This window comes from Chryseobacterium pyrolae, assembly GCF_025153485.1.
Lineage (GTDB): Bacteria > Bacteroidota > Bacteroidia > Flavobacteriales > Weeksellaceae > Chryseobacterium > Chryseobacterium antibioticum.
In genome coordinates this window covers 87,690-114,607 of sequence record NZ_JANZQH010000010.1, presented here as the reverse complement: position 1 = coordinate 114,607, position 26,918 = coordinate 87,690, and the positions used below count along the sequence as shown (strand labels likewise).

Below are 26,918 nucleotides of genomic sequence, written 5' to 3'. Positions count from 1 at the left end.
TCATAGAAATATTTGAAATGATATTAAAAGGGAGTAAATTCAAAGATGACCGGGGAGCTCTTAAGTTTAATAATGATTTTGATGTCAGTAGTATAAAACGTATTTATACCATAGAAAATGAAAATTTAAGTTTTATTCGGGGTTGGCAAGGACATAAAATTGAGCAGCGTTGGTTTGCTTGTATGAACGGAAAATTTAAGATAGGAGTAATAGAGATAGATAATTTCGACTCCCCCTCTAATCAACTTTGTCCAAAATATTTTGAATTAACTGCCGATGTCCTTGATATTTTACACGTACCTGCCGGATATATAACCTCTATTAAAGCTTTAGAAGAAGAGAGTAAATTATTGGTTATGGCAGATTATAAATTAGACGAAATTCAGGATGAATATCGTTTCCCTTTAGATTATTTTAGTAATTAATTATGAAAAAAATAGGAATCACAGGTCAAAATGGTTTTGTAGGCCTTCATTTATATAATACATTAGGGCTATCTCCTGATGAATTCGAAAGAATAGATTTTAATAAAAATTTCTTTAATGATGAAACTCAGTTAGATCATTTTGTTGCACAATGTGATGTTATTGTGCATTTAGCAGCAATGAATCGTCATGAAAGTGAGCAGGTTATTTATAATACCAATATTAAACTGACTTCAAGCCTAATTAAAGCTTTAGAACGAACAGGTTCTAAAGCTCATATTTTAATCTCCTCTTCTACACAAGAAGAAAGAGATAATTTGTACGGAAAATCAAAAAAAGAAGCACGAGAAGCATTAATTAATTGGGCTGAAATTAATGGAGGTAAAGTGACTGGACTGATTATTCCTAATGTATTTGGTGCATTTGGTAAACCATTTTATAATTCCTTTATTGCTACTTTTTGTCATCAGCTCACGCATGGAGATATACCAAAAATTGCAACAGATGGAGAAGTAAAGCTAATTTATGTTCAAGAATTGGTGGAAAGAATTATTCATGAAATAAGAGAAGAAAAAAGCAATTATTACCTAAACATTGAGGCTACATCAGTACAAAAAGTATCTGAAGTACTAGGTTTGTTGGAAGATTATCACGCAAAGTACTATCAAAATGGTGAAATCCCTGTATTATCTTCGTCTTTCGAGATCAACTTATTTAATACCTTTCGCTCATATATCGATTACAAAACCCATTATCCTGTCAAATTTACCCAACATGTTGATCCTAGAGGAGCTTTCGTTGAAGTAATTAGATTAGGAATTGGTGGGCAATGCTCTTTTTCTACCACAGTGCCGGGAATAACAAGAGGCAATCATTTCCATACCAGAAAGATTGAACGTTTTGCTGTCATTAAGGGAAAAGCTTTGATTCAGTTAAGAAAAATAGATTCTGATGAAGTTTTTAATTTTGAGCTTGATGGAAATGAGCCTGCTTATGTAGATATGCCTATCTGGTATACCCATAATATTAAAAATATAGGAGACGAAGAATTATATACAATCTTCTGGATCAACGAACCATTTGATCCAAAAGATCCGGATACTTACTTTGTAGAAGTTAATAAATAATGATACACAATATAATATAATGAAAAAATTAAAAGTAATGACAGTCGTGGGTACACGACCAGAGATTATTAGATTATCAAGAGTATTATCAGCTTTGGATGCTTCTGAGGCTGTAGAGCATATTATCGTTCACACAGGACAAAACTATGATTATGAACTTAACCAGATCTTCTTTGAAGATTTGGGATTGCGTAAACCTGATTATTTTCTGGAAGCTGCAGGAAAGACGGCAACAGAAACAGTAGGTAATATTTTAATAAAAATAGATCCTCTTTTAGAAGAACTTCAACCTGATGCTTTCTTAGTGTTGGGAGATACAAATTCTTGTCTATGTGCAATTCCTGCAAAGAAAAGACAAATTCCTATTTTTCACATGGAAGCAGGAAACAGATGTTTTGATCAGAGAGTTCCGGAAGAAACTAATCGTAAAATTGTAGACCACACTTCAGATGTCAATTTGACATATTCGGATATTGCCCGCGAATATTTGCTAAGAGAAGGTCTTCCAGCAGATAGGATTATCAAAACAGGGTCTCCTATGTTTGAGGTTTTAAACCATTACTTACCTGAAATAGAAAGTTCTGATGTCTTAAAAAGATTAAACTTGGAAGAAGGGAAGTACTTCGTTGTATCATCACATAGGGAAGAAAATATTAATTCTGAAAAGAATTTTACCGGATTAATGGACAGCCTTAATGCCATTGCTGAAAAATTTGGATATCCTATCATTGTTTCTACACATCCCAGAACTAGAAATATGATCGATAAAAAACAAATTGAGGTACGGCCAGAGATTCAGTTTTTAAAACCATTGGGTTTTCATGATTACAATGCACTTCAAATGAGAAGCTATGCTGTATTATCTGATTCTGGAACTATTTCAGAAGAATCATCTATTCTTAATTTTAGAGCTCTCAACATCAGAGATGCTCATGAAAGACCTGAAGCAATGGAAGAAGCATCTGTAATGATGGTAGGTCTTTCCCCTGAAAGAATTTTGCAGGGTCTAACCCAGCTTCAACAGCAAAAAACAGGTAAAGAAAGAAATTACAGACCAGTATCTGATTATTCTATGCCTAACGTTTCTGAGAAAGTGGTTAGAATTATTTTAAGTTATACCGATTACATTAATAGAGTAGTTTGGAGTAAGAAGTAATGAACATATTAATTGTAACCCAATATTTTTTTCCAGAAAATTTTAAAAGTAATGACATGGCCTTTGAACTTCAGAAAAGAGGCCATGATGTTACTGTTTTAACTGGAATACCTAATTACCCGGAAGGTGAAATATATGACGGATACGGCTTTTCCAAAAATAGAAAGCAGACAATTAATGGAGTTGAAGTTGTACGGGCATTATTATTACCAAGAGGGAAAGGAGGTGGAATAAAACTATTCCTTAATTATTTTAGCTGGGCCTTTTTTGCGTCTTTAAAAGCGATCAAACTTTCTTCTCGTAAAAAGTTTGATGCTGTTATTGTTCATGAACCTTCTCCTATTACTCAATTTTACCCTGCCTTAATGGTGAAAAAAAATCAAAAGACCCCAGTGTATTTTTGGGTCATGGATCTTTGGCCTGAAAGTTTAGAAATTGCTGGTGGAGTTAAAAATAAATTTGTGTTGAAATTTTTCACGAAAATGGTTCAGAAGTTTTATAATGAGTCTGAAAAAATATTGATTACTTCCAAAGGTTTTAAAAAATCAATATTAGAGAAGGGAGATTATGAGAATAAAATTGAATACTTCCCCAATTGGGCTGAAGATACAATTTCTGCTGGAAATCTAGATTATCCTATTCCTGTTTTACCTGCTGGCTTTAAAGTAATGTTCGCAGGAAACATTGGGGAAGCTCAGGATATGGAAAGCATAATGCATACTGCGTTGAAACTTAAAAACCATCACACAAATATTAAGTTTATACTAGTCGGAGATGGGCGTAAAATGCCTTTTGTTCATGAATTTATTAAAGAGCACGGTCTTGAGGAAACAGTATATACTTTGGGGAGATTTCCTGTTGAGGCTATGGCTTCTTTCTTTAATGCGGCAGATATATTGTTGGTAAGCCTTAAAGATGATCCCATCTTTAATCTTACAGTACCTGCCAAAGTTCAGGCATATATGAGCTCAGGGAAACCTATTATGGCTATGCTCAATGGCGAAGGGTCGGAAAATATAAAAGAAGCAGATTGTGGATTTGCTGTTCCTGCTGGAGATAGTGAGAAACTTGCTGAGGCGCTAGAATATGCTGCTAAAAGAGGGGAAAATGAATTAAATAGGATGGGATTAAACGGAAAGCTCTTTTATGAAAAAAATTATAAAATGGAAGAATGTATTTCAAATCTCGAAAATATAATTTCACCGAAATGAAAATTATAATTACTGGAGCATCGGGATTTGTAGGACAAAACCTTTTAAAATATCTTGAAGAAAAAGAATGTCATATTGAGAGCTTATCATTAAGAAAAGTCTGGGAAATTGATAAAAATGCGGATGCTGTAATTCATCTCGCAGGGAAAGCTCATGATACAGAAAACACTTCTGCAGATGATGAATATTTTAGAATTAATACAGAGTTAACAAAGAAGCTATTTGATAAATTCTTAGATTCAAATATTAACGATTTCATTTATTTTAGCAGTGTAAAAGCCACCGCAGACACTGTTGGAGGAATTCTAGATGAAGAACATATCTCAGATCCCAAAACCCCTTACGGGAAATCAAAACTTTTAGCAGAACAATATTTATTGTCTAAGGGGTTGCCAGAAGGCAAAAGAATGATCATTATCCGCCCCTGTATGATTCACGGTCCAGGAAATAAAGGGAATCTTAATCTTTTATATAAAATAGTAGAGAAAGGAATTCCTTGGCCGTTAGCATCATTTGAAAACCAACGTTCATTTTTAAGTATTGATAATCTTAACTTTTTAATATTACAAATTCTTAAGACTAAAAATATTCAATCAGGAATTTATAATTTTGCAGATGATGATTTTATTTCTACCAACCAACTTATTAGAATAATAAGTAATGCTTCAGGAAAGACAAGTAGATTATGGAATGTTCCCGCAGGGCTTATTTCTTTTGCTGCTAAAGTTGGAGATAAAATTAAAATACCTCTAAATTCAGAAAGATTAAAAAAATTAACTGAAAGTTATGTTGTTTCTAATAAGAAAATAAAAAATGCTTTAGAAATTACTAAGCTTCCTGTTTCAGCAGAAGAGGGATTAACAAGAACAATAAAAAGCTTTCAATCAAAGTAATGGAATATATTCTAGTCACAATTATATTGTTTGTTTCGATTTTGATGTATTTCAAAATTGCCGACCGCTATAATATTATCGATAAACCCAACCACAGAAGTGCACATACACAGATTACCTTAAGAGGAGGAGGAATTATTTTTCCTATTGCATTTATTATTTTCTGTCTGTTTAATCTAAATGAAACCATACAGGATTATTGGTCTTTCGGGTTAGGGCTTTTGGCGATATGTACCATCAGCTTTGTTGATGATGTTCGGACTTTATCAAACAAGATCAGGCTCTCCGTTCACTTGATTTCCGTGGTCCTTCTTTTATACTTTACAGGCGCTTTTACTTTAATGCCTTTCTGGGTATGGCCAATACTTTTTGTGATCATTATCGGGACATTGAACGCTTATAACTTTATGGACGGTATTAATGGCATGACGGGAGTCTATAGCCTTGTTACTTTGGGTTCGCTGGCATATATCAATAAAGATGTCATTCAGTTTACCAATGAAAATTTTATACTATATCCAATTTTGGCATGTCTGGTGTTTCTCTTTTTTAATTTTAGAAAAAAAGCGAAATGTTTTGCAGGGGATGTTGGAAGTATGGGAATAGGCTTTTGGGTAATAGGTCTTATTACACTTCTTATCATGAGGACAGGGGAATACAAATATATCCTGTTACTTTCGATTTACGGAATGGAAGTCGTTCTTACGATTACTGAAAGGATACTTTTAAAAGAAAATATTTTTGAGGCGCATAGAAGACATTTGTATCAGCTTTTTGCCAATGAGAAAAAAGTTTCACACCTGATCGTAAGTTCTGTATATGCTGTTTGTCAATTATTAGTTAATATATTTTTAATTCATTCGGAACTTCCTCTTTGGGCCGTTATTTTGATTATATTTATTCCTGCAGGTGGAATTTATTTAGGATTAAAATGGAGTTTAAAAAAAGAGTATAATTTATAGAAACATCACCATGAAAATAAAAGAAACTCCACTTAAAGACTGTTATATCATAGAACCCACCATATTTGAAGATGAGAGAGGTTATTTCTTTGAAAAATTTAATGAGAAAAAATTTGAGGAACTGACCGGAATGAACGGACATTTTGTTCAGGATAATATTTCAAAATCTTCTTATGGCGTTCTTCGTGGACTCCACTTACAGAAGGGAGAACATGCTCAGGCTAAATTGGTGTCATGTCTGGAAGGGAAAGTATGGGATGTAGCAGTTGATCTCAGAGAAGATTCCCCAAGTTTTGGAAAATGGTTCGGAATAGAGCTCACAGCAGAAAACAAAATCCAAATGTATGTTCCCCGTGGATTTGGACATGGATTTTCGGTCTTGAGCGAAACAGCCGTTTTTTCTTATAAATGCGATAATTTTTATAATAAAGAATCTGAAGGAAGTGTCAAATTCAATGATTCGGATTTGATGATAGACTGGAAGATTGATGAAAAAGATATGGTACTTTCTGAAAAAGATGTGAATGCACCTAGTTTCAGAGAGAAAAAATTTTAAATAAAACCTTGAAAACCACTTTAGCAAAGTGGTTTTCATTTTTTAATCCTTACTCCTTTATTATTTTGTATCTTTGCACACTCAAAATCAAAACGATGCGCACAAAATCTGTAGGGAAGAAGAAAATCAATGTGGTTACGCTTGGATGCTCCAAGAATGTATACGATTCTGAAGTATTAATGAGCCAGCTGAAAGCTAACGGAAAAGATGTAGTTCATGAAGGACGCGGAGATATCGTAGTGATCAACACATGCGGATTTATTGATAATGCAAAAGAAGAATCTATCAATACCATCCTTGATTATGTAGAAGCAAAAAACAGAGGCGAAGTCGAAAAGGTTTTTGTTACAGGATGTCTATCCGAAAGATACAAGCCAGACCTTATTAAAGAAATCCCTGATGTGGATCAGTATTTTGGAACAAGAGATCTTCCTATTTTATTGAAGCACCTTGGTGCAGATTATAAGCATGAACTGGTAGGAGAGAGATTGACAACAACTCCTAAACATTATGCATACCTTAAAATTTCCGAAGGCTGTGACAGGCCGTGCTCTTTCTGTGCAATTCCTTTAATGAGAGGAGGGCATGTTTCCACACCTATTGAAAAATTGGTTTTGGAAACTCAAAAGCTGGCAAAGAAAGGAACAAAAGAGATTATTCTTATCGCACAGGATCTTACCTACTACGGTCTAGATATTTATAAAAAACGTGCACTTGGAGAACTTTTAAAAGAGCTTGTAAAAATTGACGGGATCGAATGGATTCGTCTTCATTATGCTTTCCCAAGTGGTTTTCCGGAAGATGTTCTTGATATCATCCGTGAAGAACCTAAAGTCTGTAATTATATAGATATTCCTCTTCAGCATATCAATTCCGATCTATTGAAATCTATGAAGAGAGGAACGACACATGAAAAAACGGATGCATTATTGGCTAAGTTCAGAGAAAAAATTCCTGATATGGCCGTTAGAACTACATTGATTGTAGGCTATCCCGGAGAAACTGAAGAAAGATTCCAGGAGCTGAAAGATTGGGTAAGAGAGCAGAAATTTGACAGATTGGGATGCTTTACATATTCTCACGAAGAAAATACCGGTGCTTACGTACTGGAAGATGATATTCCACAGGAAGTGAAAGAAGCAAGAGTTGAGGAAATTATGGAGTTGCAGTCACAGATTTCCTGGGAAAAGAACCAGGAAAAGATCGGTAAAACATTTAAATGTGTATTTGACAGAAAAGAAGGCAATTATTTTATAGGAAGAACAGAATTTGATTCACCCGATGTAGATAACACCGTTTTGGTTTCTGCTGCTGAAACTTACATCTCCATAGGAGAGTTTGCAGAAGTGAAAATAACTTCAGCAGAAGAGTTTGACTTATATGGCGAATTAGTCTGATAGTGTGTCTTTTATCTAATTGTAATATTTTCATGCTTTCTGCAAATAATTAATAATATTAATAAAATTTAACACAATTAATAGAGTTGTTAGATTATTGATGTTTTTGATTTTCAGCAAGTTATCATTTTGATAGATAAAAGTCTATTATTTTTTTTGCATAAAAATGAATTAATTCGAAAATTATGTCTTAAATTTGCGCAATAAGCAATGTTTTAAAATCAAATGCTTCAAGCAGTTGCCTATTTAAATAAGGTTGAAAAATAGTTAACCTTTATGATTTGCACAAGTTGAGATGCACTTCCAGTTTGGAAATATTGATGGAAATAATGTAATTTAAATCTTTAAAAACTTATGAAAAAAATTTTATTAACAGCGACCGTACTTGCTAGTATGACAGCGTTAACTAAAGCTCAGCAAGGACGTGTAGGTATTAACACAACTACACCTGCCGCTACTTTAGATGTTGTAGCAAACACTACAGATTCGACTAGACCTGACGCGCTTTTAGTCCCTCGTATGACAGAAGATCAATTAGCAGCTAAAAATACTGCATATGCAACTGCTCAAAATGGTGCTCTTGCATTTGTTACAGCTGTAGACGGTACAACGACGCCTAAAACTGTAAATGTTACAGCTCCTGGTTTCTATTACTATGATGACCCAACATCTACTTGGAAAGCAGTAGGAGGAGGAGGTGCTGCGACCCCTCAGAAGTATGAAGTGACGAGAGGAACAGTAACTACAACTAGTGCAGGAGCTTATACCGTTGCAGCAAACGATTATTTAATAGTAACAACTGTTGCGGCAGGAGGTAGTACTATTACTTTCCCTCTATTAACAGCTGCTGATGCAGGACGTACTGTACTTGTTTTTAATAATAACCCTTCACTTGCTGCGAATACTATTATTGGTCCAATAGGACAAGTTAGTAATAACCAGGTTAGAGGTAGAACATTAGTTTGGACTGGGACCAATTGGGTGAGTATTGGATTATAATATATACAAGAAATAATATTTAATTTTTAAAATTTATACAACGATGAAAAATATATTTAATCTTTTGTTATTGGTTGGGCTTGGAACAGTGAGTTATGCTCAGGTTCTTACTAACCAACCAACCAATGCTACCATTACAAACTCTAACGTTTTATTAGATGGAAGTACAAACTTTAGTACTGAATCTGGAGCTCAGCCATATGTAGGTAAAGGAGTAATTATTCCAAGTGTAGACTTGGTCAACTTTCAATTTGATCTTGCATTAGCAGATGGTGTTACATTCCCAACTTTTTTTGATGGTATGATGGTATATAATAATGCTACAGGTACTACATTAACAGCTGGTAACAGATCTTCAACAGCAACACCAGTAACACCGGGATATTATTATTTCTATAATCCAAGTGGTGCATCAAATTCTAACGTAACTGGTGGAGTTTGGAGACCAATAGGTGGAGGTAATCCTAAATTTGACGTAACCGCTGCTGAAACAGCAACAAATACATTAGTAGCAAGTAAGCAAGTTTATGCTATCAAAGGTACTTTCACTGCAACTGGTTCTTCTACTGCAGTAAACATTCCTTCTCCTACAGGTATGACTGCTTTGTATGGTATTACCATTTATAAAGCAGGTACAAATACAGTTTATGACAGAAGTCTATATTCTTATACAATTGCAACCAGCGCTGGAAATGCAATTACAGGTTCACCTAGCATGTCAGTAGTGTATCCTTCTGGAACATATGACTATGTAATTGAATACTTGAAATAAGATAAGATATAACTTATATATAAAAAAAGAACCATTGAGCAATCATTGGTTCTTTTTTTGATTTAATGAGATATTAAAGATAAATAATAAGAAGAAGAATAAGAGATTAGATCATTGAAAAGATTATTTGGTATTCAATTTGATAATCTAATGAAGAGGATTGCTTTGAAATACAGTTTATTTTCTCAGGTTGGAGGTAATGAATTTATGACATAATTTAAGTTTGATGTTAAATAGGGTGTTAAAACAGAGATGCCTTATTACAGCCAACGGGCTTAAATTGCTTCTGTCAAACCTATTCTGCAGATTGAGCATCTTAAAAAATTTAGTTTTTAAAATAATTTTATTTGATTTGTTAGATTTTTATGATTTACGTAACGTTTTGATTTATAGTGAGTTTTGATTTTTTGTTTTTGAATTTTTTCGACAACAAGTTAATTATGTTAACTTTTGACCTGTTTTTTTAACGTTTTTTAACAGTGTGGTCTAAAACCCCTGTCAATAGGAACTTACAGGCCCTCTTAACATATAATTTAGTTTTCGTTAACGGTTTTTAACATATGGAGTAGGGACTTTAGAACATTCCTTATACATTTGCTCCGTCAAAACCAATAAAATTCAAGATGATGAAAAGATTCATTCTCGTAATCATAATGATGATTTCAACCTTAGGTGTTTATTCTTTTACAAATAATACCTTAGATGCGAAGAAAACAAGTTATGCATCGTACTACCACGATAAGTTTAATGGTAGAAAAACAGCAAGCGGAGAGATCTTTAGTAATTCAAAGCTTACCGCTGCAAACAGAACGCTTCCGTTTGGAACTAATATTAAAGTTACCAATCTGAACAATGGAAAACAGGTGATAGTGAAGATTAATGATAGAGGACCTTTCCATGCATCAAGAGCATTAGATATTTCTAAAGCTGCGTTCGATGAAATCGGGGATACCAATCGTGGGACCATTCCGGTTGAATATGAAATTGTCGACTAAATTTATGATTTAAATTTAAAAAAGCCAGCTGAAAATCAGCTGGCTTTTTATTTTGTGGACCTTCTAGACGTTTAATTCTAATAGAGCAGGGCAATGGTCTGAATGCACAGCCTCCTTTAATATAACTGCCCGGGAAAGCTTATCCTTTAGAGTATAGGTGGCAAAATTGTAATCCAGCCTCCATCCTTTATTTTTAGCTCTGGAATTCTGTCGGTAGCTCCACCAGGTATAATGATCTGGTTCATTGTTAAAAAAGCGGAAACTGTCAATCAGTTCACATTCTTCAATAAAGCTGGTCATCCATTCTCTTTCCATTGGCAGGAAGCCGGAAACGTTCTTTAAACGGACCGGATCATGAATATCGATAGCCTGATGGCAAATGTTGAAATCTCCCGAAATAATAAGGTTAGGGATCGTTTTTCTTAACTCCTTTATATAAGCCAGGAAATCGTGGCAGAATTGCATTTTAAATTCAAGCCTGTCAATATTACTGGCAGAAGGTACATACACTGAAATCACGGAGTAATCGTCAAAGTCTGCACGGATGATCCTGCCTTCATTATCGTAGCTTTCAATTCCACATCCGTATTCAATATGATTGGGGTTTATTTTTGACGCGATTCCGACCCCACTGTAGCCTTTTCTTACTGCGGAATGCCAATAACTATGGTAGCCTATTTTTTCAAGACTTTCAATATCTATCTGGTCGTTTCCGGCTTTGCTTTCCTGGATACAGACGATGTCCGGATCAGCCGTCTGCAGCCAGCCTAAAAAATCCTTCGTAAAGGCAGCTCTGATTCCGTTGACATTATAAGTGATTAACTTCATGAGTTTTTTATAAAAAAATTAAAGTGTTTATTATATTTTGATGGAATAAATTCAATAATATCGTAATCCGCTATCTGGTTACTGTAAAAAGGATCTTCTTTAATGATCTGTTCGACTTCACCCTTAGAATCTGCAGCAGCTAGAATAATTCCTCCGGTTCTGGGTTCTTTTCTGCCTGAAGTGATGAAATTTCCGGAACGGTAATACTTGTTAAGAAAATCATTGTGTTCCGGAATAAAACGTTCCACATTTTCAAGAGATGTTTTGTAGGTAAGCGAAATAATATACATCGTTTTTTTGCTAAGATAAGAACTCTTTGAGATTATTAAAAGAGGCTTAAAAAAAGAAGCGGCAAAAATCATATGATTTTTGCCGCCCCTGAACCCAAATTTAAATAAACTATGAGAAAAACTACTTGGGTTCTAAAATACTGAAAGGAATGATACATTCTTCCAATGAGATTCCACCGTGTTGGTAGGTTTCTTTATAGTAATTAACAAAGTGATTATAATTCTTAGGATAAGCCAGGAAAATATTATTCTTTGCAAAAATATATTTCGAACTTAAATTTCCTTTTGGAAGGAACAGTTTTTCAGGATTCGTTATAGCCCATACATCACTGCTGTCGTAGGTTAAACTTTTCCCTGTTTTATAACGGATATTGGTTGATGTCTCGCGGTCACCCACTACCTTGCTTGGTTTTTTCACATATACGGTTCCATGGTCTGTCGTGATGACAAGTTTATAACCGCTTTCTGCCGCTGCTTTGATAATCTTAATTAATGATGAATTTTCAAACCAGTTAAACGTAAGAGATCTGAATGTTTTATCATCACGGATCAGCTGATCTACAATATGATTATCCGTTTTAGCATGCGAAAGAATATCAATAAAGTTATAAACAATGACCAGCAGATCATTATTTTTATGCTGGTTAAAATCATCATAAATCTTTCTCTCAAAATCTGCATTCAGAACTTTAAGATACTTCATAGATTTAGATCCCAACCCAATTCTTTTCATCTGATCTTCCAGGAAATCACGCTCAAACTCATTTTTGTTTCCTTCCTCATTGTCATTGAACCATTTATCTGGAAAACGTTTCTCTATTTCAGATGGCATCAACCCTGCAAAAAACGAGTTTCTTGCATACTGAGTAGCTGTAGGAAGAATACTGTAGTAATAATCCTCTGAAACCTTGTTGTAATATTTTGTAAATAAAGGTTCGATGACTTTCCACTGGTCAAAACGTAAGTTATCCACCATAAGAAGCAGCACTTTATCTTTCTCTACCTCAGGTTTTACTTTTTCTTTAAATAGAGTATGACTCATCAAAGGCTTATCAGAATCCGTCAACCAGTCTTCGTAATTTTTTTCAATGAATTTAGCAAACTGGATATTGGCTTCCTCTTTCTGCGACTGCAAAAGGTCAGAAAACTCATTATCCGCTACCTTATCAAACTTTATTTCCCAGCTTAGGATCTTCTTGTAATATTCTGCCCATTCCTGATACGTTCTGATATAAGAAAGTTCCATAGACAGGTTTCTGAATTCCTGCTGGTACTGAAGAATGGTTTTCTGTTCCACAAGATTATCCTCCTGTAGATTCTTTTTTAATGATAATAGGATCTGGTTAGGATTAACCGGCTTAAGGATATAGTCAGCGATCTGTGATCCGATGGCTTCCTCCATAATATGTTCCTCCTCACTTTTTGTGACCATAACGATCTTAAGAGCGCTATCTTTCTCTTTGATCATGGGAATGGCTTCCAATCCCGAAATGCCGGGCATATTTTCATCAATAAGCGTCAATGCAAATTTCTCTGAATCCATTAGTTCCAGAGCCTCGTTCACGTTATTAACAGGGGTTACATGGTAACCTTTCTTTTCTAAAAATACGATATGGGGTTTGAGTAAATCTATTTCATCATCTATCCATAATATCTTTTCCGACATAATTTATTTTTTTACATGGTTATAATATCAAATTGTTGACCAATTCTTTTTAAATTCTCACAAATTAGAGACAATAAAAGTTAAATGTTAGTTAAATGAAAATGCTCTCCATCATTACTGATATTTTTTTCATCTAAAAACCGGTCTTTATATAATGTAAAGCCCTTTCCAGAACTTCGTCTTTTCCTTCCTGTATGCCCTTTACTGTAGGCTTTATGATAATATCGGGGATAATTCCTATCCGTTGCGTTTCTCTTCCGTCAGGATAGTAGGCTCCGAGTCCTGTAAAGCAGGTGTCCAGATCTGCAATTTTAAACCGGATGATATCACCATTGGCTCCTGAAGTATTACTCCCTATTATTTTCGCTTTAGGATGCTGTTTAAACATCATTGTTGTGGTTTCTGCCTGGCTTTGCGTATTCTCATCCACCAGAACCACTACATTTCCTTTATAATAATCCGGGTTCTTCCTGCCGATACTGTTTTTAGCGCTATAAAATTTACTCAAATAATCCGTCTCCGGGAAATTAAATTGGTAATAAATTGATTTTTCCGGAAGAATCATCCTGCTTAATGGGAAAATGGTCATTTTAGGATAATTTCTGAGATCAAAAATAATGGATGTCGCAGATTTTAAATCCTTATACATGTCATCCAGATCACCTTTCTCAATAATGCCCATATTGACGTACCCAGTCTTTTTTTCTGCATCCAGAAACTTCCACTTTTGCGGAACAGCCTGTTTTTCTAAGATAATATCCTTGAGAAGATACGTTTTAGCGGTTACACTCAGGTTCTGTCCGTCGCGCTCTATTTTTAACGGAATAGAATCATTATTATTGAAAAGAAAAAGATTTTTCACCTTGGTGATCTTTCCCCAGGAATTGGAAGCGGGAACATATTTTCCAAAGCTGTTCACCATCTGAGGAATCGTTCTGCTATTGATGTCGTAGATGACATCGCCGATCTTTAAAGAACTTTCTTCATTAAATTTATTTTTAATAATCTTAGTTACGACCAGCTTTCCCTCTGCATGGTTATATTCCACAGGAACCTTTCTTCGTCCGTATTGATGGGTACTGATGAGCGGAGAATATAAAAAGGCATGGGAGTCATCCACTTTTGTTACCAATTCTGCCAATGTCAGGTGATAACTTTCATCATGATCTGCATTGAGGAATTTGGGGATCATTTCCTTTAACACATCATTCCAGTTCTGATCTGTCTGATATTTATATGGGAAAAAATATTCTACCAGATTCCAATATCTGAAAAGTTCCAAAAGATTGATCTGCTTTGATGTAAATTTAGAACCGTATGAGTTTTCATTTCGGAAATAAACCTTTTTTCCACCACTTCCAAAGTAGTGATTGCTGCCAAGATTTCTGTTATTTTGAATAAAGAGAAGCTGGCGGCTTACTTTTTCGTTGAATATATGTTTATTACTGATCCAGGTCAGATCAAAATTTCTCAGGAAATACACTTTCGCTTGGTCTTCCTTTGCGCATTTTTTGCATTTTTCAACATTCCCAAGACTGGAGATCCAATTAGAATACAATTCATTCAGTTGAGCTTTGTCATGAATCTGGTCAAGCTCATCAATTTTCCGGATAAGTTGCTTGTCCCAGTCAAAATCCCCTTTTGCCACATGCGGATGGTAATATTTCAAAAATCCCCAGACTTTACAAAGTGATTCGAGTTTCTGAGTTTCAGATAAAGCTTGTGCAGAAAAGTTGATACTTAAAAAGGATATGATGAAAATGAATAAGCTTTTCATGAAGGGCAATTAGTTTATTAAAGCGATCAAAGGTAAATGTAAAACCAATATCACGCAAAGCTAAAGTATGTAAGCTTCGTAAAAATATCGTAAAAGCTTCATAAAGGACATTTTATATTTTTAAACAGAAATGTCCTCATGGATTTTAATCTCAATTCTAATGAGAGCTGCTGATAAAAGCTACTTTTTTTTCACCAATGGATGATTGGTCTCATTTCTCACCACTTCAAAATGCGGCAGATCATCAAATAATTTTGATAAAGTGGAATATCCATACGTTCTCGAGTCAAAACTGGGATCAATCTTTCTGATATTGGTGCCGAGTGTTGAAATAAAAGCGATGTCATTTTCGTTAGCAGAAATTTCAAATGCCTTTGAAATTGTCTCTTCATCTTTTCTGGATAAGAAGCCTTGAAACTCCTGAATTTTAGGACTGGCATCCTGTTTTTTTAGCGTATCCTTGGTTTTGTTTTCTTTGATCTTCTGGTTTTCGGCCTTTGGTTCCTTTTTGATTTTAGGGGTAATGTTTTCAGTATAAGTAAATATATCGCAGGATTTCACAAAAGCTTCAGGCGTTTTTTTCTCTCCGATACCCATGACGAAAAGTCCTTCCTCACGAATCCTTTTGGCCAAGCCGGTATAGTCGCTGTCGCTGGACACGATGCAGAAACCTTCAACGCTTTTTCCGTGCAAAATATCCATCGCATCAATAATCATGGCCCCATCTGTTGAATTTTTTCCGCTGGTATATGAAAATTTTTGAATAGGATTAATGGAATAGAGATTAACAAGATCTTTCCAGGAGTTCATACTTTGAGAAGTCCAGTCTCCATAAATCCTCCTGATTGTAGCTTTACCATATTTTGAAACCTCTTCAATGGTTTCTTTTAACAATTTAGCTTGAGCATTATCACCGTCAATAAGAATAGCGATATTAAATTTTTTGTCACTCATAGTTTTGCATGTTGGATGAAAAGTAATTATTCGTGCCGATTAATTTATTGCAGGAGTAATTTCTAAAAATTAATATACTTAAATTTAATGAAAAGACCATACTTATTCAGGTTTTTTTTGATTTCCAGTTAATTTTAAGAGGATTATGAATGAAAATTAAATAAGCCTAAAATTTAAAATCCCTAACTTTGTTTGCTAATATCTACCTTTCAATGCAGAACAAGCTAAAAATCATCAACGACCCTGTTCATGGTTTCATCAGAATCCCACACGAAATTTTATTTGACGTAATTGAACATCCCTATTTTCAAAGACTTCGAAGAATAGGCCAGACCGGACTTCTGAATCTCATCTTTCCGGGTGCCACACATACCAGATTTCATCACGCACTGGGAGCGATGCATCTGATGTTTACTGCATTAGAAACACTGCGACAGAAAGGAGTGAAGATCACAGAAGAAGAAGAGAAAGGCGCTATGCTTGCAATCCTGATGCATGATATCGGGCATGGACCATTTTCACACGCATTGGAAAATATGCTGATGGATGACTGGCACCATGAAAAGCTTTCGCTTTTGTTGATGAACAAATTAAACGAAGAGTTTGGCGGACAACTTTCAGTAGCCATCGAAATGTTTCAGGGTAAATACCACAGGAAATTTTTCAATCAGCTTATTTCGTCTCAACTGGATGTCGACAGGCTTGATTATCTAAACAGAGATAGCTTTTTTACCGGAGTTTCCGAGGGAAATATTAATACCCAGAGGATTATTTCCATGATGAATGTTTGTGGGGAAGGCGAGCTTGTGATTGATGCCAAAGGAGTTTACTCTATTGAAAATTTCCTGACGGCCAGAATGTTTATGTACTGGCAGGTATATTATCATAAAACTTCTGCATTGGCGGAGTTTCTTTTGGTTAAAATTCTGGAAAGAGCTAAATACCTGGTTTCCCAGGGGATGGATCTGCCTGCAGGGGAGAATCTGAAGTATTTCCTGCACAGAGCAAAAAGTTCAGCTACCGATGAGGATATTTATCGGTTTAACCAGCTTGATGATAATGATATAATTCATGCGATGAAATCCTGGCAGGATTCTGAGGACTTTATCCTTTCTTATTGGTGTCAGTGTGTGATCCAGAGAAATCTTCCGAAAACTATTATTTCCACACGTCCTTTTGATCGGGAATTTGTTGAAGAAAAAATAAAAAATACCAACGAATTTTTCGGAATTGATAATGGAAAGGAGCTTGTACACGAGATTAAAAGGAAATTATTGCCTTATGATACCGAAAAGCAACCTATTTACCTTCTTCAGAAAGATGGTAAAAAGATCAGGCTGGAAGAGTCCCAGGACCAGTTGTTGTCGGGGCTTATGGTACATAAGACAGCAAGGTATATTCTTACCTTTCCAAGAGATATTTCCCAGATAATTTCTTAAATAGTATTAAAATTCACGTTCCGAAAACCAAAAAATGTTTGCGAATTATAGAATTTCTTATCTTTGCAGAATATGGAATTTACAGCTTCGCAAATTGCAAGTTTTATTGACGGACAAATAATAGGCGACGAAAGTACGGTTATTACAGGGGTTTCACCAATTGAGAATGGTGAATCAGGGCATCTTTCTTTTATAGCACAAGATCGATTTTCCCACTTTTTAGACACCTCTAAATGCTCCGTTATTATTGTTTCGGAAAAACTTATTGATAAAGATAATTACAATCCTACCTTAATTGTTGTAAAGGATGCATACCTTTCATTTCAGGTCTTAATGAATCTGTATCAGGAAATGCAGGGAAGAAAAGAGGGAATCGAAACAGGTTCTTCTATTCATGACACAGCAGTGATCGGAGAAAAGGCTTATATTGGTGCATTTACATATGTTTCCGAGAAAGCTAAGATCGGAGAAGGTTCACAGATCTATCCGCATGTGTATATCGGTAAAGGAGTGAAAATCGGCAAAAACTGTAAAATTGACAGTGGTGCAAGGATTTATGACTACTGCATTATCGGGGACAACTGTGTAATCCACTCCAATACGGTGGTGGGTGGCGACGGATTCGGTTTTCAGCCTACCGCAGAAGGATTCAAAAAGATTCCTCAGTTAGGAAACGTAATCATTGAGGACGATGTAGAAATCGGCTCGAACTGTAGCATCGACAGAGCAACAATTGGTTCTACCATTATTGGAAAAGGAACGAAGATCGATAACCTGATCCAAATTGCCCACAATGTGAAAATAGGGCAGAATAACGTTATTGCCGCACAGGCTGGAATTGCAGGATCTACGACGATTGGAGACTGGAACCAGATCGGTGGTCAGGTAGGCGTGGTAGGGCATATCAGAATTGGTAACCAGGTTAAAATTCAGGCTCAGAGTGGTGTGAATTCCAGCGTTAATGATAAAGAAACGCTGTATGGATCTCCGGCGATAAGCTATAATGACTATCTTAGAAACTATGTACATTTCAGAAATTTCACTGAAATAGTACGAAGAATAAATAATCTTGAGGATACCTCAAAAGATAAAACTAATGAGTGATATGCAAAAAACACTCCAGAAAGAAGTAACGCTTTCCGGAATTGGCCTTCATACAGGTAAAGAAGTAAAACTTACCATCAAACCTGCAAAAGAAAATACAGGTTTTGTGTTCGTAAGAACAGATCTAGAGGGACATCCTCAGGTAGAAGCTGATGTTAATTATGTAGTAGCAACAGAAAGAGGAACAACATTAGAAAAGCTGGGCGTAAAGATTACTACCTGTGAGCACCTATTGGCTGCTTTGGTGGGATGTGACGTAGACAATGCTATTCTTGAAATGGATGCTTCGGAACCCCCAATTTTAGATGGATCTTCAAAATTCTTTGTTGAGGCTATTGAAAGTGTTGGTATCGTAGAGCAGAGTATAGCCAGAGAATATTTGGTGATCAAAGAAGTGTTGAGCTATTCAGATCCTGCATCAGGATCAGAAATTACCATTATTCCTTCAGATACTTACGAAGTGACTACCATGGTAGATTTTGGAACCAAAGTTTTGGGAACCCAAAATGCCACTCTTAAAAATATTTCAGAATTTAAAGACGAAATATCTTCCGCAAGAACATTCAGCTTTTTACATGAGCTGGAAATGTTGTTGGATCACGGTTTGATCAGAGGTGGAGATATCTCTAATGCAATTGTATATGTTGACAAGGATCTTACTCCTGAAACAACAGAAAAATTGAAGAAAGCCTTCGGAAAAGATAATGTTTCTATCAGACCGAACGGTATTTTAGACAATCTTACATTAAACTATCCCAACGAAGCTGCAAGACATAAATTACTTGATGTAATTGGTGATCTGGCTTTAGCTGGTGTAAAAATAAAAGGTAAAGTCATTGCAAACAAGCCCGGGCATTATGTGAATACCCAGTTTGCAAAAAAACTTAACCGTCAGTGGAAACTTCAGAAAAAGAAAAACGTGCCAGATTTTGACCTTACCAAAGAACCTGTTTTTGATATCAACGGGATCATGCGTCTTATGCCTCATAGACCACCATTCCTATTGATTGACAAAATTCTTGAACTTTCAGATTCTCATGTAGTAGGTTTGAAAAATGTGACCATGAATGAGCCTTTCTTCGTAGGACATTTCCCTAAAGAGCCTGTAATGCCCGGAGTACTTCAGGTAGAAGCTTTGGCACAGACAGGAGGTATTCTTGTGTTGGCAAGTGTTCCGGATCCGGAAAATTATTCTACTTATTTTATCAAAATTGATAAAGTGAAATTCAAGAAAAAAGTAGTTCCTGGAGATACTATTATTTTCAAAATTGAATTGATAGAGCCTATCAGAAGAGGTATTGTACATATGCAGGGGTATGGATATGTAGGAGGTACCGTGGTTGTAGAAGCAGAGTTAATGGCTCAAGTTGCAAAAAATAAAGTTGATTAAATGATTCATCAATTAGCCGCCGTAGATAAACGCGCAAAAATCAGCAAAAATGTTATTGTAGAACCTTTTACTACAATTGCAGGGGACGTGGAAATAGGAGAAGGAACCTGGATCGGACCAAATGTCACCATCATGGATGGGGCAAGAATAGGAAAGGATTGTAAAATTTTTCCGGGAACTGTAATCTCTGCCATCCCTCAGGATCTGAAATTTGACGGTGAAGACACACAGACCATTATTGGTGATAATACGACTCTAAGAGAATGTGTCACTGTCAACAGAGGAACCAAAGCGCTGGGGTTTACCAGAGTCGGCAGCAACTGCCTTATTATGGCAACTTCTCACATCGCTCATGACTGTATCATTGGAGATAATGTAATCATCGCTAACGGATGTGGTATTGCAGGCCACGTAGAGATAGGGGATTTTACTGTAATGGGAGGATTGTCTGCTGTACAACAGTTTGGCAAGATCGGAAAACATACCATGATTTCCGGAGGATCTTTGATCAGAAAAGATATTCCACCTTATGTAAAAGTAGCAAGAGACCCGATTTCTTATGCAGGGATCAATTCAGTAGGATTAAGAAGAAGAGGATATTCTAATGAGAAAATCTTTGAAATCCAGAAAATATACAGAGCGATCTTCCAAATGAAGATGAACGTTTCCCAGGCTTTGGCATTTATTGAAAAAGAAATGCTTCCAACGGCTGAAAGAGACGAAATCCTTCAGTTTATCCAAAACTCTCCGAGAGGGATTGTAAAAGGATACGGAACAAGTAAGGAAAGCAATTAAGAGCAAAAAGAAAAAAGGCGAATGCATCATATATTGGCCGAAATAAAAACTAAAATAAAAAGATAACATAAATTAATGGCAACAAGTAACGATATAAGAAAAGGACTTTGCATCGAATTTAGCAATGATATTTTCAAAGTAGTTGAATTTATGCACGTAAAGCCAGGAAAAGGACCTGCTTTCGTAAGAACAAAACTAAAGTCAGTAACCAACGGAAAAGTACTTGATAATACTTTCTCTGCAGGACATAAAATTGATGAGGTAAAAGTGATCACCAGAAAGTTCCAGTATCTTTACGATGATGAGAATGGTTTCCACTTCATGAATAATGATGATTTCTCTCAATTATATTTAGATAAAGAAATGATCGAAAACGCTCAGTTTATGAAAGCTGGTGAAGAAGTAACGATCATTCTGAAAGAAGTTGACGAAACTCCGCTTTCTGCCGAACTTCCTCAGTCTGTGTATCTGGAAGTAATTGAAGCTGATCCGGGTATCAAAGGAAATACAGCGACGAATGCTCTTAAAAACGCCATCGTTGAAACAGGAGCAAGAGTAAATGTTCCTTTGTTCATTGAGCCGGGAGACAAGATCAAAGTAAATACTGAAGACGGTAGCTACTTAGAAAGAGTAAAATAATAATTAAAATTTACATAAATTCGGTTTGCATTAGCAGTCCGAATTTTGTTTTTATAAGAAAAATCAATTGTTATGAGATTCCATTCTCCGCAAAAGCTCAAATCGATTGCCGATTTAATAGGTTCGGAATTTGTTGGTCCTGAAAACTTTGAAGTATTAGGAACTAATGAGATTCATAGGGTAAAACCAGGTGACATTGTTTTTGTCAACCATCCGAAATACTACGATAAAGCACTGAATTCCGCTGCTACCATTATTTTGATCGATAAAAAGGTAGATTGTCCGGAAGGAAAAGCCCTTTTGGTTTCTGATGATCCTTTCAGAGACTTCAATAAGATCAATACTCACTTTACGAGAATATATAACTTCACGGAAGAACTTCACGATGCTGAGATAGGAGAGGGAACAAGGATCCACTCTTCAGCAGTCATTGGAAACAATGTAAAGATCGGGAAGAACAGCCTTATCTTTCCTCATGTTGTGATCGGCGACAGAACTGAAATCGGGGATAATGTGATCATCCAGTCCGGAACGGTACTGGGAGGTGATGCTTTCTATTACAGAAAACTGAACGGGAATTTTGACCGTCTGATCTCTGTAGGAAATGTCATTATTGAAAACAATGTAGAGATCGGAAATAATTGTACGATCGACAGAGGCGTTACAGACTCCACGGTAATCGGGGAAGGTTCGGTTTTAGATAATCAGATTCAGATCGGACATGATACGGTTATCGGAAAAAAATGTTTAATTGCCTCTCAGGTAGGAATTGCCGGCTGCTGCATCATTGGAGATGAAGTAACACTTTGGGGGCAGGTAGGCATGGCTTCCGGGAACACAATTGAAAGCGGATCTGTGATTCTTGGTAAAACAGGAGTGAACAGAGATCTTAAAAAAGGAACCTATATCGGGATGTTTGCAGAAGATTTTAAAGGCTATCTGAAAAAAGAAGTAAAGCTGAGAAATCTCAAATAAACTATTCTCTTGGTTTTGTCTAAAATCAAAGAAAAATAAGTAAATTTGTGAGCATTAATAAAATATTTAAATAAATTAAAACATCAATAAAATGTCAATTTTAGTAAACAAAGATTCTAAAGTAATTGTACAAGGATTTACAGGGAACGAAGGTACTTTCCACGCTGGTCAGATGATTGAATACGGAACCAACGTAGTAGGAGGGGTAACTCCAGGAAAAGGAGGAACTGAGCACTTAGGAAAGCCTGTATTTAATACAGTAGCTGACGCTGTTGAAAAAGCTGGAGCAAACGTAAGTATCATTTTCGTACCACCTGCATTTGCTGCTGACGCCATCATGGAAGCTGCTGAAGCTGGGATCAAAGTGATCGTATGTATTACTGAAGGTATTCCTGTAGCGGATATGGTGAAAGTAAAATCTTACATCGCTGACAGAGACTGTAGATTAATCGGTCCAAACTGTCCGGGAATCATTACTTCTGAAGAAGCTAAAATTGGTATTATGCCAGGATTCGTTTTCAAAAAAGGTAAAGTAGGTATCGTTTCAAAATCAGGTACTCTTACTTACGAAGCTGCTGACCAGGTTGTAAAAGCGGGTTACGGTGTTTCTACAGCAATCGGTATCGGTGGTGACCCAATTATTGGAACCACTACAAGAGAAGCTTTGGAATTATTTATCAACGACCCTGAAACTGAAGCGGTAGTAATGATCGGTGAAATCGGAGGTGGTCTTGAGGCTGAAGCTGCAAGATGGTATAAAGCTAGTGGATCTACTAAGCCGGTTGTAGGCTTTATCGCTGGACAAACTGCTCCTAAAGGTAGAACTATGGGACACGCTGGTGCTATCGTTGGGGGTGATGAAGATACAGCTCAGGCAAAAATGGAGATCATGAGAGAAAACGGAATCAACGTTGTAGATTCTCCAGCTGATATCGGTGTTACTGTTGCAAAAGTTCTAGGATAATCACTATACAAAAACAAAACATATGAAAAAACTTTTATTAACCTCAGCATTGGCCCTTTCAACTTTGTCGTTTGCCCAAATCGACTTTGCGAATACAAGATTCGGTGTCACGGCAGGAGGTAACTATTCCAGAGTAAGAAATGCCCATAACCCTTCTGGTCCGAGATACGCGTTTCAGGGTGGAGCTTTAGCTCTTATCCCGGTAGGAAAAGCAAACCAGTTCTTTATACAACCAGAAGTTGTGTATTACGGTGCTGGAGAAACCGGAAAAGATAAAGATGCTAAAGGAAAAGATGGTTATGATGCAGTATATGGTAACAATTATCTGAGCGTACCTATCTATTTTAAAGGATATTTTTCTGAAGCAGAATCAGAATTCTTTGGAATGATAGGACCAAGATTTAACTTTTTGATGAGTCAGAATGTTAAAAATGCACCGATAGGCAGACCTTATTATGATCCGGATGTTACTGACCCTCTATATCCTTCAGTAAGCGGAAAAGCAGCAAGCTTTAACTTTGCTTTAGGATTAGGAGTAGGCTATAGCTACAAGAGACAGCTGGAAGTAGCTCTTAAATATGACCTTGGTCTTTCAGATACTTATCCTGATCTTGCCAAAGAAAAAGGAGGTACTACTAAAGGCAAGTCTGAGCAGGTAATGAGCTTAAGCTTAAGCTATATCTTCAAATAGAATAACGAGTTATTCAACGATAAAAAAATCCCGGAAATTCAATTTCCGGGATTTTTGTTTTATACAATGTTATGAAGTTGGAAGCTGGAGGAGAGAAGTTATAGAAGGTACAAAGAACAACTGGAATCCGTTCAGTACTTTCCATCCTCCCTCTTCCGGCTTCCAGTCCTTAATTCATTATCCTCTGATCCACTTCCAGATCTCTTTTAAAGTAGCTTTATTGCCATACATTAAAATACCTACACGGTAGATCTTTCCGGCTAAGAATATCATGAAAATGGTGGTTGCCAGCAATAAGACAATCGACAAAGCGATTTGCCACGCAGGAACACCGAAAGGTATTCTCGCAATCATCGCAACCGGTGATGTAAATGGAATAATAGACAGCCAGAAGCCCAAAGGACCGTCAGGATTGTTCATTAATGAGAAACTTCCATACATCCCTAAAGTAAGCGGTAAAATCGCAAATAAAGTGAACTGCTGAGTCTCTGTTTCATTATCTACCGCAGAACCGATGGCTGCATAAATGGAACTGTAGAAAATATATCCCAAAAGGAAAAATACAATGAATACAAAGATGATCAGCGGAAAATTAAGCTCTAATAAACTGTGTGAGATCTGCGTTGCGATCTGTGCTATGTCAAGCTTGCCGGCAAGCTCTTCATTACCTCCGGGAATGTTCTTCTGAAGAGACATAAATCCTGTATTTAAAACCAATGCTCCAACAACGGACATTGAGATCCAGATCAGAAACTGGGTCAACGCTACCAGAGTTACCCCTAATATTTTACCCATCATCAGTTCAAAAGGTTTAACAGAAGAAATAATGATCTCTACTACACGGTTATTTTTCTCCTCAAGAACACTTCTCATCACCCTTACTCCGTAAATGATGATGAACATAAAAGTTACATACATTAAAAGGATACTCAAGCCGCTTTTTACCCCAAAAGCAAGATCGGAATCTTCCTTATTGTTATTAGAAACGTTAATGGTCTTTAAAGTAAAGCTCTTATCAAGGCTGTTCAGTTGTGATTCCTGGATTCCAAGCTGTTTGATCTTTTCTTTTTTGATAACATCCGTGATATCTGAAACAATCTTCTGCTTCGTATCAAAGCCCATCTTGGCATTCACAATTAGTCTTGTGCTGTTTTCCAGCCCGTTGTAATCATGATCTTTAAGCTCAGGAAGGATCAGAATACCATCCAGAGACTCATTATCTTTCAGGTTATTGATCTTGGCCTTCTCGTCAGCGGCAGAAACAAACACATAATTCAGTTTGTCATTAGATTTCAGCTGATCTTTAAAAAGTCCGCTTTTATCAACCACTTCAATGATGCTGTGCGATTCATTAGCTTTAAACATCAGCCCGATCACGGCTCCAAATCCTATCAGCAAAAGAGGAGCGAGCAGCGTTAATATAATGAAGGATTTTTTCTTAACCTGAGTAAGAAATTCCCTTTTCGTAATTAAAAAAATATTGTTCATAAAATTAAGAATGATTACTTACGGCATTAATAAACACTTCATTCATGCTCGGAATTCTTTCGTCGAATGATCTTACTTTTCCCACATTCACAAGATCCAGAAGGATGTCGTTTTGCCCGCTTTCATTTTTTAAATCGAAAGAAATAAGGTTGTTTTCATTGGAGAAATTAAAAATATCATAACTGCTTTTGAAACTGTCAAACTTAGCTTCATCCACCTCAGAAAGAGTCACTCCGAAAATATTTTTCTTGAATTTTTCCCTTACGTCAAAAACCTTTCCGTCAATGATTTTTTTTGAGTTGTTGATCAGTGCCACATAGTCACACATTTCCTCCACACTTTCCATTCTGTGTGTAGAAAGGATGATAGTAGTTCCGTTATTTTTAAGATCTATGATCTGATCTTTAATTAAGTTGGCATTCACAGGGTCAAACCCTGAGAAAGGCTCATCAAGAATCAGAAGGTGCGGACGGTGAAGTACAGTGACCACAAACTGAATCTTCTGTGCCATCCCTTTCGAAAGCTCCGAAAGTTTCTTTTTCCACCATTGATCGATGTTCAGTTTTTCAAACCATTTTTTGGCTTCCTGCAAAGCATCATTTTTAGTCATTCCTTTCAGCTCACCGAAATAAAGGATCTGATCTCCCACGGTCATGTTTTTGTACAGACCTCTTTCTTCGGGCATATAACCGATATCTCTGATGTGACTTGGGTTGAGCTTGTTTCCATTGATGAATACATCTCCGGAATCGGCCTGGGTAATCTGATTGATGATACGGATAAAAGAAGTTTTTCCGGCTCCGTTCGGGCCTAAAAGACCATAAATACTGCCTTGAGGTACATGGATGCTGAAATCATCCAATGCTACTTTATTCCCGGCACTATAGGTTTTTCTGATATGTTCAGCTTTAAGCATTAAATTGTTTTTACAATGAGTATAAAAAAGTCCTTAAAGTTACGGAAATATTAAGGCAGAACTTACCTAAAAGAAAAAATCCTGATGATTATCAGGATTAAATTTTTATTGTTTTACAATTTGAGTCACCTTTTGGGTATTATCGCTTAAAATATAGCGAATCAGATATTTCCCGGGTTTTAATTTTTCAATATTAATCTCTCCGGAATTCATGTTGACAGCGTAATTAGCTACCTGCGTTCCTAAAATTGAATAAAAGGTTACACTTTTAATCTTTAAAGCAGAATCTTTTGCTTTGATCAAAAGAAAATCCTTTGCTGGATTTGGATAAGCTACCAATACACCATCATCAGACTTCTGTGTGATGGAACCCGGCTCTCTCAGCTGTGCCTGCATATTGTTGGAAAACCCAACGAAAGCGCCTGTAAATAGAAATAAAAGTAAAAGTTTTTTCATCAAATTATAATTTCTCGAATGTATTAAAACAAAAATAAACAATTCTACAATTC

27 protein-coding genes are annotated in these 26,918 nt (G+C 36.1%); 19 read left to right on the top strand and 8 right to left on the bottom strand.

Annotated elements, in window-relative coordinates:
* Positions 1-17 precede the first annotated feature (17 nt).
* The 11 genes from NZD88_RS18465 to NZD88_RS18415 all read left to right on the top strand — a co-directional run bounded on the left by NZD88_RS18465 (position 18) and on the right by NZD88_RS18415 (position 10,493).
* Positions 18-425 carry a WxcM-like domain-containing protein gene (locus tag NZD88_RS18465; protein WP_259831082.1) on the top strand — a complete coding sequence of 136 codons (408 nt, stop codon included), beginning with the start codon at positions 18-20 and terminating at the stop codon, positions 423-425.
* A gap of 2 nt (positions 426-427) precedes the next feature.
* Complete coding sequence (locus NZD88_RS18460) at positions 428-1,552, top strand: polysaccharide biosynthesis C-terminal domain-containing protein (protein ID WP_259831081.1); 1,125 nt, start codon at positions 428-430, stop codon at positions 1,550-1,552.
* A 19-nt stretch (positions 1,553-1,571) separates the two neighbouring features.
* On the top strand, positions 1,572-2,708 hold the full coding sequence (gene wecB / locus NZD88_RS18455) for a non-hydrolyzing UDP-N-acetylglucosamine 2-epimerase (RefSeq protein WP_259831080.1): 1,137 nt from the start codon (positions 1,572-1,574) through the stop codon (positions 2,706-2,708).
* Complete coding sequence (locus tag NZD88_RS18450; RefSeq protein ID WP_259831079.1) at positions 2,708-3,919, top strand: glycosyltransferase family 4 protein; 1,212 nt, start codon at positions 2,708-2,710, stop codon at positions 3,917-3,919. The genes wecB and NZD88_RS18450 overlap by 1 nt, the downstream gene beginning before the upstream one ends.
* The gene (locus NZD88_RS18445) at positions 3,916-4,812 is read left to right on the top strand and encodes an NAD-dependent epimerase/dehydratase family protein (RefSeq protein ID WP_259831078.1); all 897 of its coding nucleotides are present in this window, start codon (positions 3,916-3,918) and stop codon (positions 4,810-4,812) included. Before NZD88_RS18450 ends, NZD88_RS18445 begins: the two co-directional genes overlap by 4 nt.
* A complete protein-coding gene (locus NZD88_RS18440; protein ID WP_259831077.1) occupies positions 4,812-5,774 on the top strand; it encodes an MraY family glycosyltransferase in 963 nt (320 codons plus the stop codon). Before NZD88_RS18445 ends, NZD88_RS18440 begins: the two co-directional genes overlap by 1 nt.
* 10 nt (positions 5,775-5,784) lie before the next feature.
* Positions 5,785-6,330, top strand: coding sequence for a dTDP-4-dehydrorhamnose 3,5-epimerase (gene rfbC, locus NZD88_RS18435; protein ID WP_259831076.1), 546 nt, complete (start codon positions 5,785-5,787; stop codon positions 6,328-6,330).
* A gap of 95 nt (positions 6,331-6,425) precedes the next feature.
* Positions 6,426-7,727, top strand: coding sequence for a 30S ribosomal protein S12 methylthiotransferase RimO (gene rimO / locus NZD88_RS18430; protein ID WP_259831074.1), 1,302 nt, complete (start codon positions 6,426-6,428; stop codon positions 7,725-7,727).
* Positions 7,728-8,081: 354 nt separating this feature from the next.
* Positions 8,082-8,726, top strand: coding sequence for a hypothetical protein (locus NZD88_RS18425; protein ID WP_259831072.1), 645 nt, complete (start codon positions 8,082-8,084; stop codon positions 8,724-8,726).
* Positions 8,727-8,769: 43 nt separating this feature from the next.
* Complete coding sequence (locus NZD88_RS18420) at positions 8,770-9,498, top strand: hypothetical protein (protein WP_259831070.1); 729 nt, start codon at positions 8,770-8,772, stop codon at positions 9,496-9,498.
* 623 nt (positions 9,499-10,121) lie between these two features.
* Entirely contained in the window at positions 10,122-10,493 is a 372-nt protein-coding gene (locus NZD88_RS18415) for a septal ring lytic transglycosylase RlpA family protein (protein WP_259831068.1), read from the top strand.
* Positions 10,494-10,556: 63 nt separating this feature from the next.
* Here the strand turns inward: NZD88_RS18415 and NZD88_RS18410 are convergent, their stop codons facing one another.
* The 5 genes from NZD88_RS18410 to NZD88_RS18390 form a co-directional block, all read right to left on the bottom strand.
* Entirely contained in the window at positions 10,557-11,321 is a 765-nt protein-coding gene (locus NZD88_RS18410) for an exodeoxyribonuclease III (protein WP_259831067.1), read from the bottom strand.
* On the bottom strand, positions 11,318-11,611 hold the full coding sequence (locus tag NZD88_RS18405; RefSeq protein ID WP_259831066.1) for a YciI family protein: 294 nt from the start codon (positions 11,609-11,611) through the stop codon (positions 11,318-11,320). Before NZD88_RS18405 ends, NZD88_RS18410 begins: the two co-directional genes overlap by 4 nt.
* A 121-nt stretch (positions 11,612-11,732) precedes the next feature.
* Positions 11,733-13,277 (bottom strand): T9SS response regulator signal transducer PorX, encoded by a 1,545-nt coding sequence (gene porX, locus NZD88_RS18400; protein ID WP_259831064.1) that lies wholly within the window; start codon positions 13,275-13,277, stop codon positions 11,733-11,735.
* Between the two features lie 133 nt (positions 13,278-13,410).
* Positions 13,411-15,054: a S41 family peptidase gene (locus tag NZD88_RS18395; protein ID WP_259831062.1), complete on the bottom strand. Its 1,644-nt coding sequence runs from the start codon at positions 15,052-15,054 to the stop codon at positions 13,411-13,413.
* 180 nt (positions 15,055-15,234) lie between these two features.
* Positions 15,235-16,008, bottom strand: a complete 774-nt coding sequence (locus NZD88_RS18390; protein WP_259831060.1) for an NYN domain-containing protein — start codon at positions 16,006-16,008, stop codon at positions 15,235-15,237.
* 212 nt (positions 16,009-16,220) lie between these two features.
* Between NZD88_RS18390 and NZD88_RS18385 the strand changes: the two genes are divergently transcribed.
* The 8 genes from NZD88_RS18385 (at position 16,221) to NZD88_RS18350 (ending at position 24,005) form a co-directional block, all read left to right on the top strand.
* A complete protein-coding gene (locus NZD88_RS18385) occupies positions 16,221-17,447 on the top strand; it encodes an HD domain-containing protein (RefSeq protein ID WP_259831058.1) in 1,227 nt (408 codons plus the stop codon).
* Between the two features lie 72 nt (positions 17,448-17,519).
* Positions 17,520-18,551 (top strand): UDP-3-O-(3-hydroxymyristoyl)glucosamine N-acyltransferase, encoded by a 1,032-nt coding sequence (lpxD, locus tag NZD88_RS18380; protein ID WP_259831056.1) that lies wholly within the window; start codon positions 17,520-17,522, stop codon positions 18,549-18,551.
* Positions 18,544-19,941 (top strand): bifunctional UDP-3-O-[3-hydroxymyristoyl] N-acetylglucosamine deacetylase/3-hydroxyacyl-ACP dehydratase, encoded by a 1,398-nt coding sequence (locus NZD88_RS18375; protein ID WP_259831054.1) that lies wholly within the window; start codon positions 18,544-18,546, stop codon positions 19,939-19,941. The genes lpxD and NZD88_RS18375 overlap by 8 nt, the downstream gene beginning before the upstream one ends.
* A complete protein-coding gene (gene lpxA, locus NZD88_RS18370) occupies positions 19,942-20,736 on the top strand; it encodes an acyl-ACP--UDP-N-acetylglucosamine O-acyltransferase (protein ID WP_073336555.1) in 795 nt (264 codons plus the stop codon). It begins immediately after the preceding gene.
* A 75-nt stretch (positions 20,737-20,811) separates the two neighbouring features.
* A complete protein-coding gene (gene efp, locus NZD88_RS18365; protein WP_073336557.1) occupies positions 20,812-21,375 on the top strand; it encodes an elongation factor P in 564 nt (187 codons plus the stop codon).
* 72 nt (positions 21,376-21,447) lie between these two features.
* Entirely contained in the window at positions 21,448-22,350 is a 903-nt protein-coding gene (locus NZD88_RS18360) for a UDP-3-O-(3-hydroxymyristoyl)glucosamine N-acyltransferase (protein ID WP_259831053.1), read from the top strand.
* 91 nt (positions 22,351-22,441) lie between these two features.
* On the top strand, positions 22,442-23,314 hold the full coding sequence (gene sucD / locus NZD88_RS18355; RefSeq protein WP_073336560.1) for a succinate--CoA ligase subunit alpha: 873 nt from the start codon (positions 22,442-22,444) through the stop codon (positions 23,312-23,314).
* Between the two features lie 22 nt (positions 23,315-23,336).
* On the top strand, positions 23,337-24,005 hold the full coding sequence (locus NZD88_RS18350) for a porin family protein (protein ID WP_259831052.1): 669 nt from the start codon (positions 23,337-23,339) through the stop codon (positions 24,003-24,005).
* Between the two features lie 177 nt (positions 24,006-24,182).
* On the opposite strand, the gene NZD88_RS18345 is transcribed toward NZD88_RS18350, so the two are convergent.
* From NZD88_RS18345 to NZD88_RS18335, 3 genes are all read right to left on the bottom strand, one after another.
* The gene (locus NZD88_RS18345) at positions 24,183-25,493 is read right to left on the bottom strand and encodes an ABC transporter permease (protein WP_259831051.1); all 1,311 of its coding nucleotides are present in this window, start codon (positions 25,491-25,493) and stop codon (positions 24,183-24,185) included.
* A gap of 4 nt (positions 25,494-25,497) precedes the next feature.
* On the bottom strand, positions 25,498-26,409 hold the full coding sequence (locus tag NZD88_RS18340) for an ABC transporter ATP-binding protein (RefSeq protein WP_169235022.1): 912 nt from the start codon (positions 26,407-26,409) through the stop codon (positions 25,498-25,500).
* A 105-nt stretch (positions 26,410-26,514) separates the two neighbouring features.
* A complete protein-coding gene (locus NZD88_RS18335) occupies positions 26,515-26,865 on the bottom strand; it encodes a T9SS type A sorting domain-containing protein (protein WP_169235023.1) in 351 nt (116 codons plus the stop codon).
* Between the last annotated feature and the right edge of the window lie 53 nt (positions 26,866-26,918).

Coding starts and splice junctions, on each gene's coding strand:
- NZD88_RS18335 (WP_169235023.1), bottom strand. CDS start 26,865: ATGAAAAAACTTTTACTTTTATTTCTATTTACAGGCGCTTTCGTTGGG.
- NZD88_RS18405 (WP_259831066.1), bottom strand. CDS start 11,611: ATGTATATTATTTCGCTTACCTACAAAACATCTCTTGAAAATGTGGAA.
- wecB (WP_259831080.1), top strand. CDS start 1,572: ATGAAAAAATTAAAAGTAATGACAGTCGTGGGTACACGACCAGAGATT.
- NZD88_RS18345 (WP_259831051.1), bottom strand. CDS start 25,493: ATGAACAATATTTTTTTAATTACGAAAAGGGAATTTCTTACTCAGGTT.
- NZD88_RS18465 (WP_259831082.1), top strand. CDS start 18: ATGATATTAAAAGGGAGTAAATTCAAAGATGACCGGGGAGCTCTTAAG.
- NZD88_RS18340 (WP_169235022.1), bottom strand. CDS start 26,409: ATGCTTAAAGCTGAACATATCAGAAAAACCTATAGTGCCGGGAATAAA.
- rimO (WP_259831074.1), top strand. CDS start 6,426: ATGCGCACAAAATCTGTAGGGAAGAAGAAAATCAATGTGGTTACGCTT.
- efp (WP_073336557.1), top strand. CDS start 20,812: ATGGCAACAAGTAACGATATAAGAAAAGGACTTTGCATCGAATTTAGC.
- NZD88_RS18420 (WP_259831070.1), top strand. CDS start 8,770: ATGAAAAATATATTTAATCTTTTGTTATTGGTTGGGCTTGGAACAGTG.
- NZD88_RS18425 (WP_259831072.1), top strand. CDS start 8,082: ATGAAAAAAATTTTATTAACAGCGACCGTACTTGCTAGTATGACAGCG.
- NZD88_RS18450 (WP_259831079.1), top strand. CDS start 2,708: ATGAACATATTAATTGTAACCCAATATTTTTTTCCAGAAAATTTTAAA.
- lpxD (WP_259831056.1), top strand. CDS start 17,520: ATGGAATTTACAGCTTCGCAAATTGCAAGTTTTATTGACGGACAAATA.
- NZD88_RS18395 (WP_259831062.1), bottom strand. CDS start 15,054: ATGAAAAGCTTATTCATTTTCATCATATCCTTTTTAAGTATCAACTTT.
- NZD88_RS18360 (WP_259831053.1), top strand. CDS start 21,448: ATGAGATTCCATTCTCCGCAAAAGCTCAAATCGATTGCCGATTTAATA.
- NZD88_RS18385 (WP_259831058.1), top strand. CDS start 16,221: ATGCAGAACAAGCTAAAAATCATCAACGACCCTGTTCATGGTTTCATC.
- NZD88_RS18350 (WP_259831052.1), top strand. CDS start 23,337: ATGAAAAAACTTTTATTAACCTCAGCATTGGCCCTTTCAACTTTGTCG.
- sucD (WP_073336560.1), top strand. CDS start 22,442: ATGTCAATTTTAGTAAACAAAGATTCTAAAGTAATTGTACAAGGATTT.
- NZD88_RS18445 (WP_259831078.1), top strand. CDS start 3,916: ATGAAAATTATAATTACTGGAGCATCGGGATTTGTAGGACAAAACCTT.
- NZD88_RS18415 (WP_259831068.1), top strand. CDS start 10,122: ATGATGAAAAGATTCATTCTCGTAATCATAATGATGATTTCAACCTTA.
- rfbC (WP_259831076.1), top strand. CDS start 5,785: ATGAAAATAAAAGAAACTCCACTTAAAGACTGTTATATCATAGAACCC.
- NZD88_RS18440 (WP_259831077.1), top strand. CDS start 4,812: ATGGAATATATTCTAGTCACAATTATATTGTTTGTTTCGATTTTGATG.
- porX (WP_259831064.1), bottom strand. CDS start 13,277: ATGTCGGAAAAGATATTATGGATAGATGATGAAATAGATTTACTCAAA.
- lpxA (WP_073336555.1), top strand. CDS start 19,942: ATGATTCATCAATTAGCCGCCGTAGATAAACGCGCAAAAATCAGCAAA.
- NZD88_RS18460 (WP_259831081.1), top strand. CDS start 428: ATGAAAAAAATAGGAATCACAGGTCAAAATGGTTTTGTAGGCCTTCAT.
- NZD88_RS18375 (WP_259831054.1), top strand. CDS start 18,544: ATGAGTGATATGCAAAAAACACTCCAGAAAGAAGTAACGCTTTCCGGA.
- NZD88_RS18410 (WP_259831067.1), bottom strand. CDS start 11,321: ATGAAGTTAATCACTTATAATGTCAACGGAATCAGAGCTGCCTTTACG.
- NZD88_RS18390 (WP_259831060.1), bottom strand. CDS start 16,008: ATGAGTGACAAAAAATTTAATATCGCTATTCTTATTGACGGTGATAAT.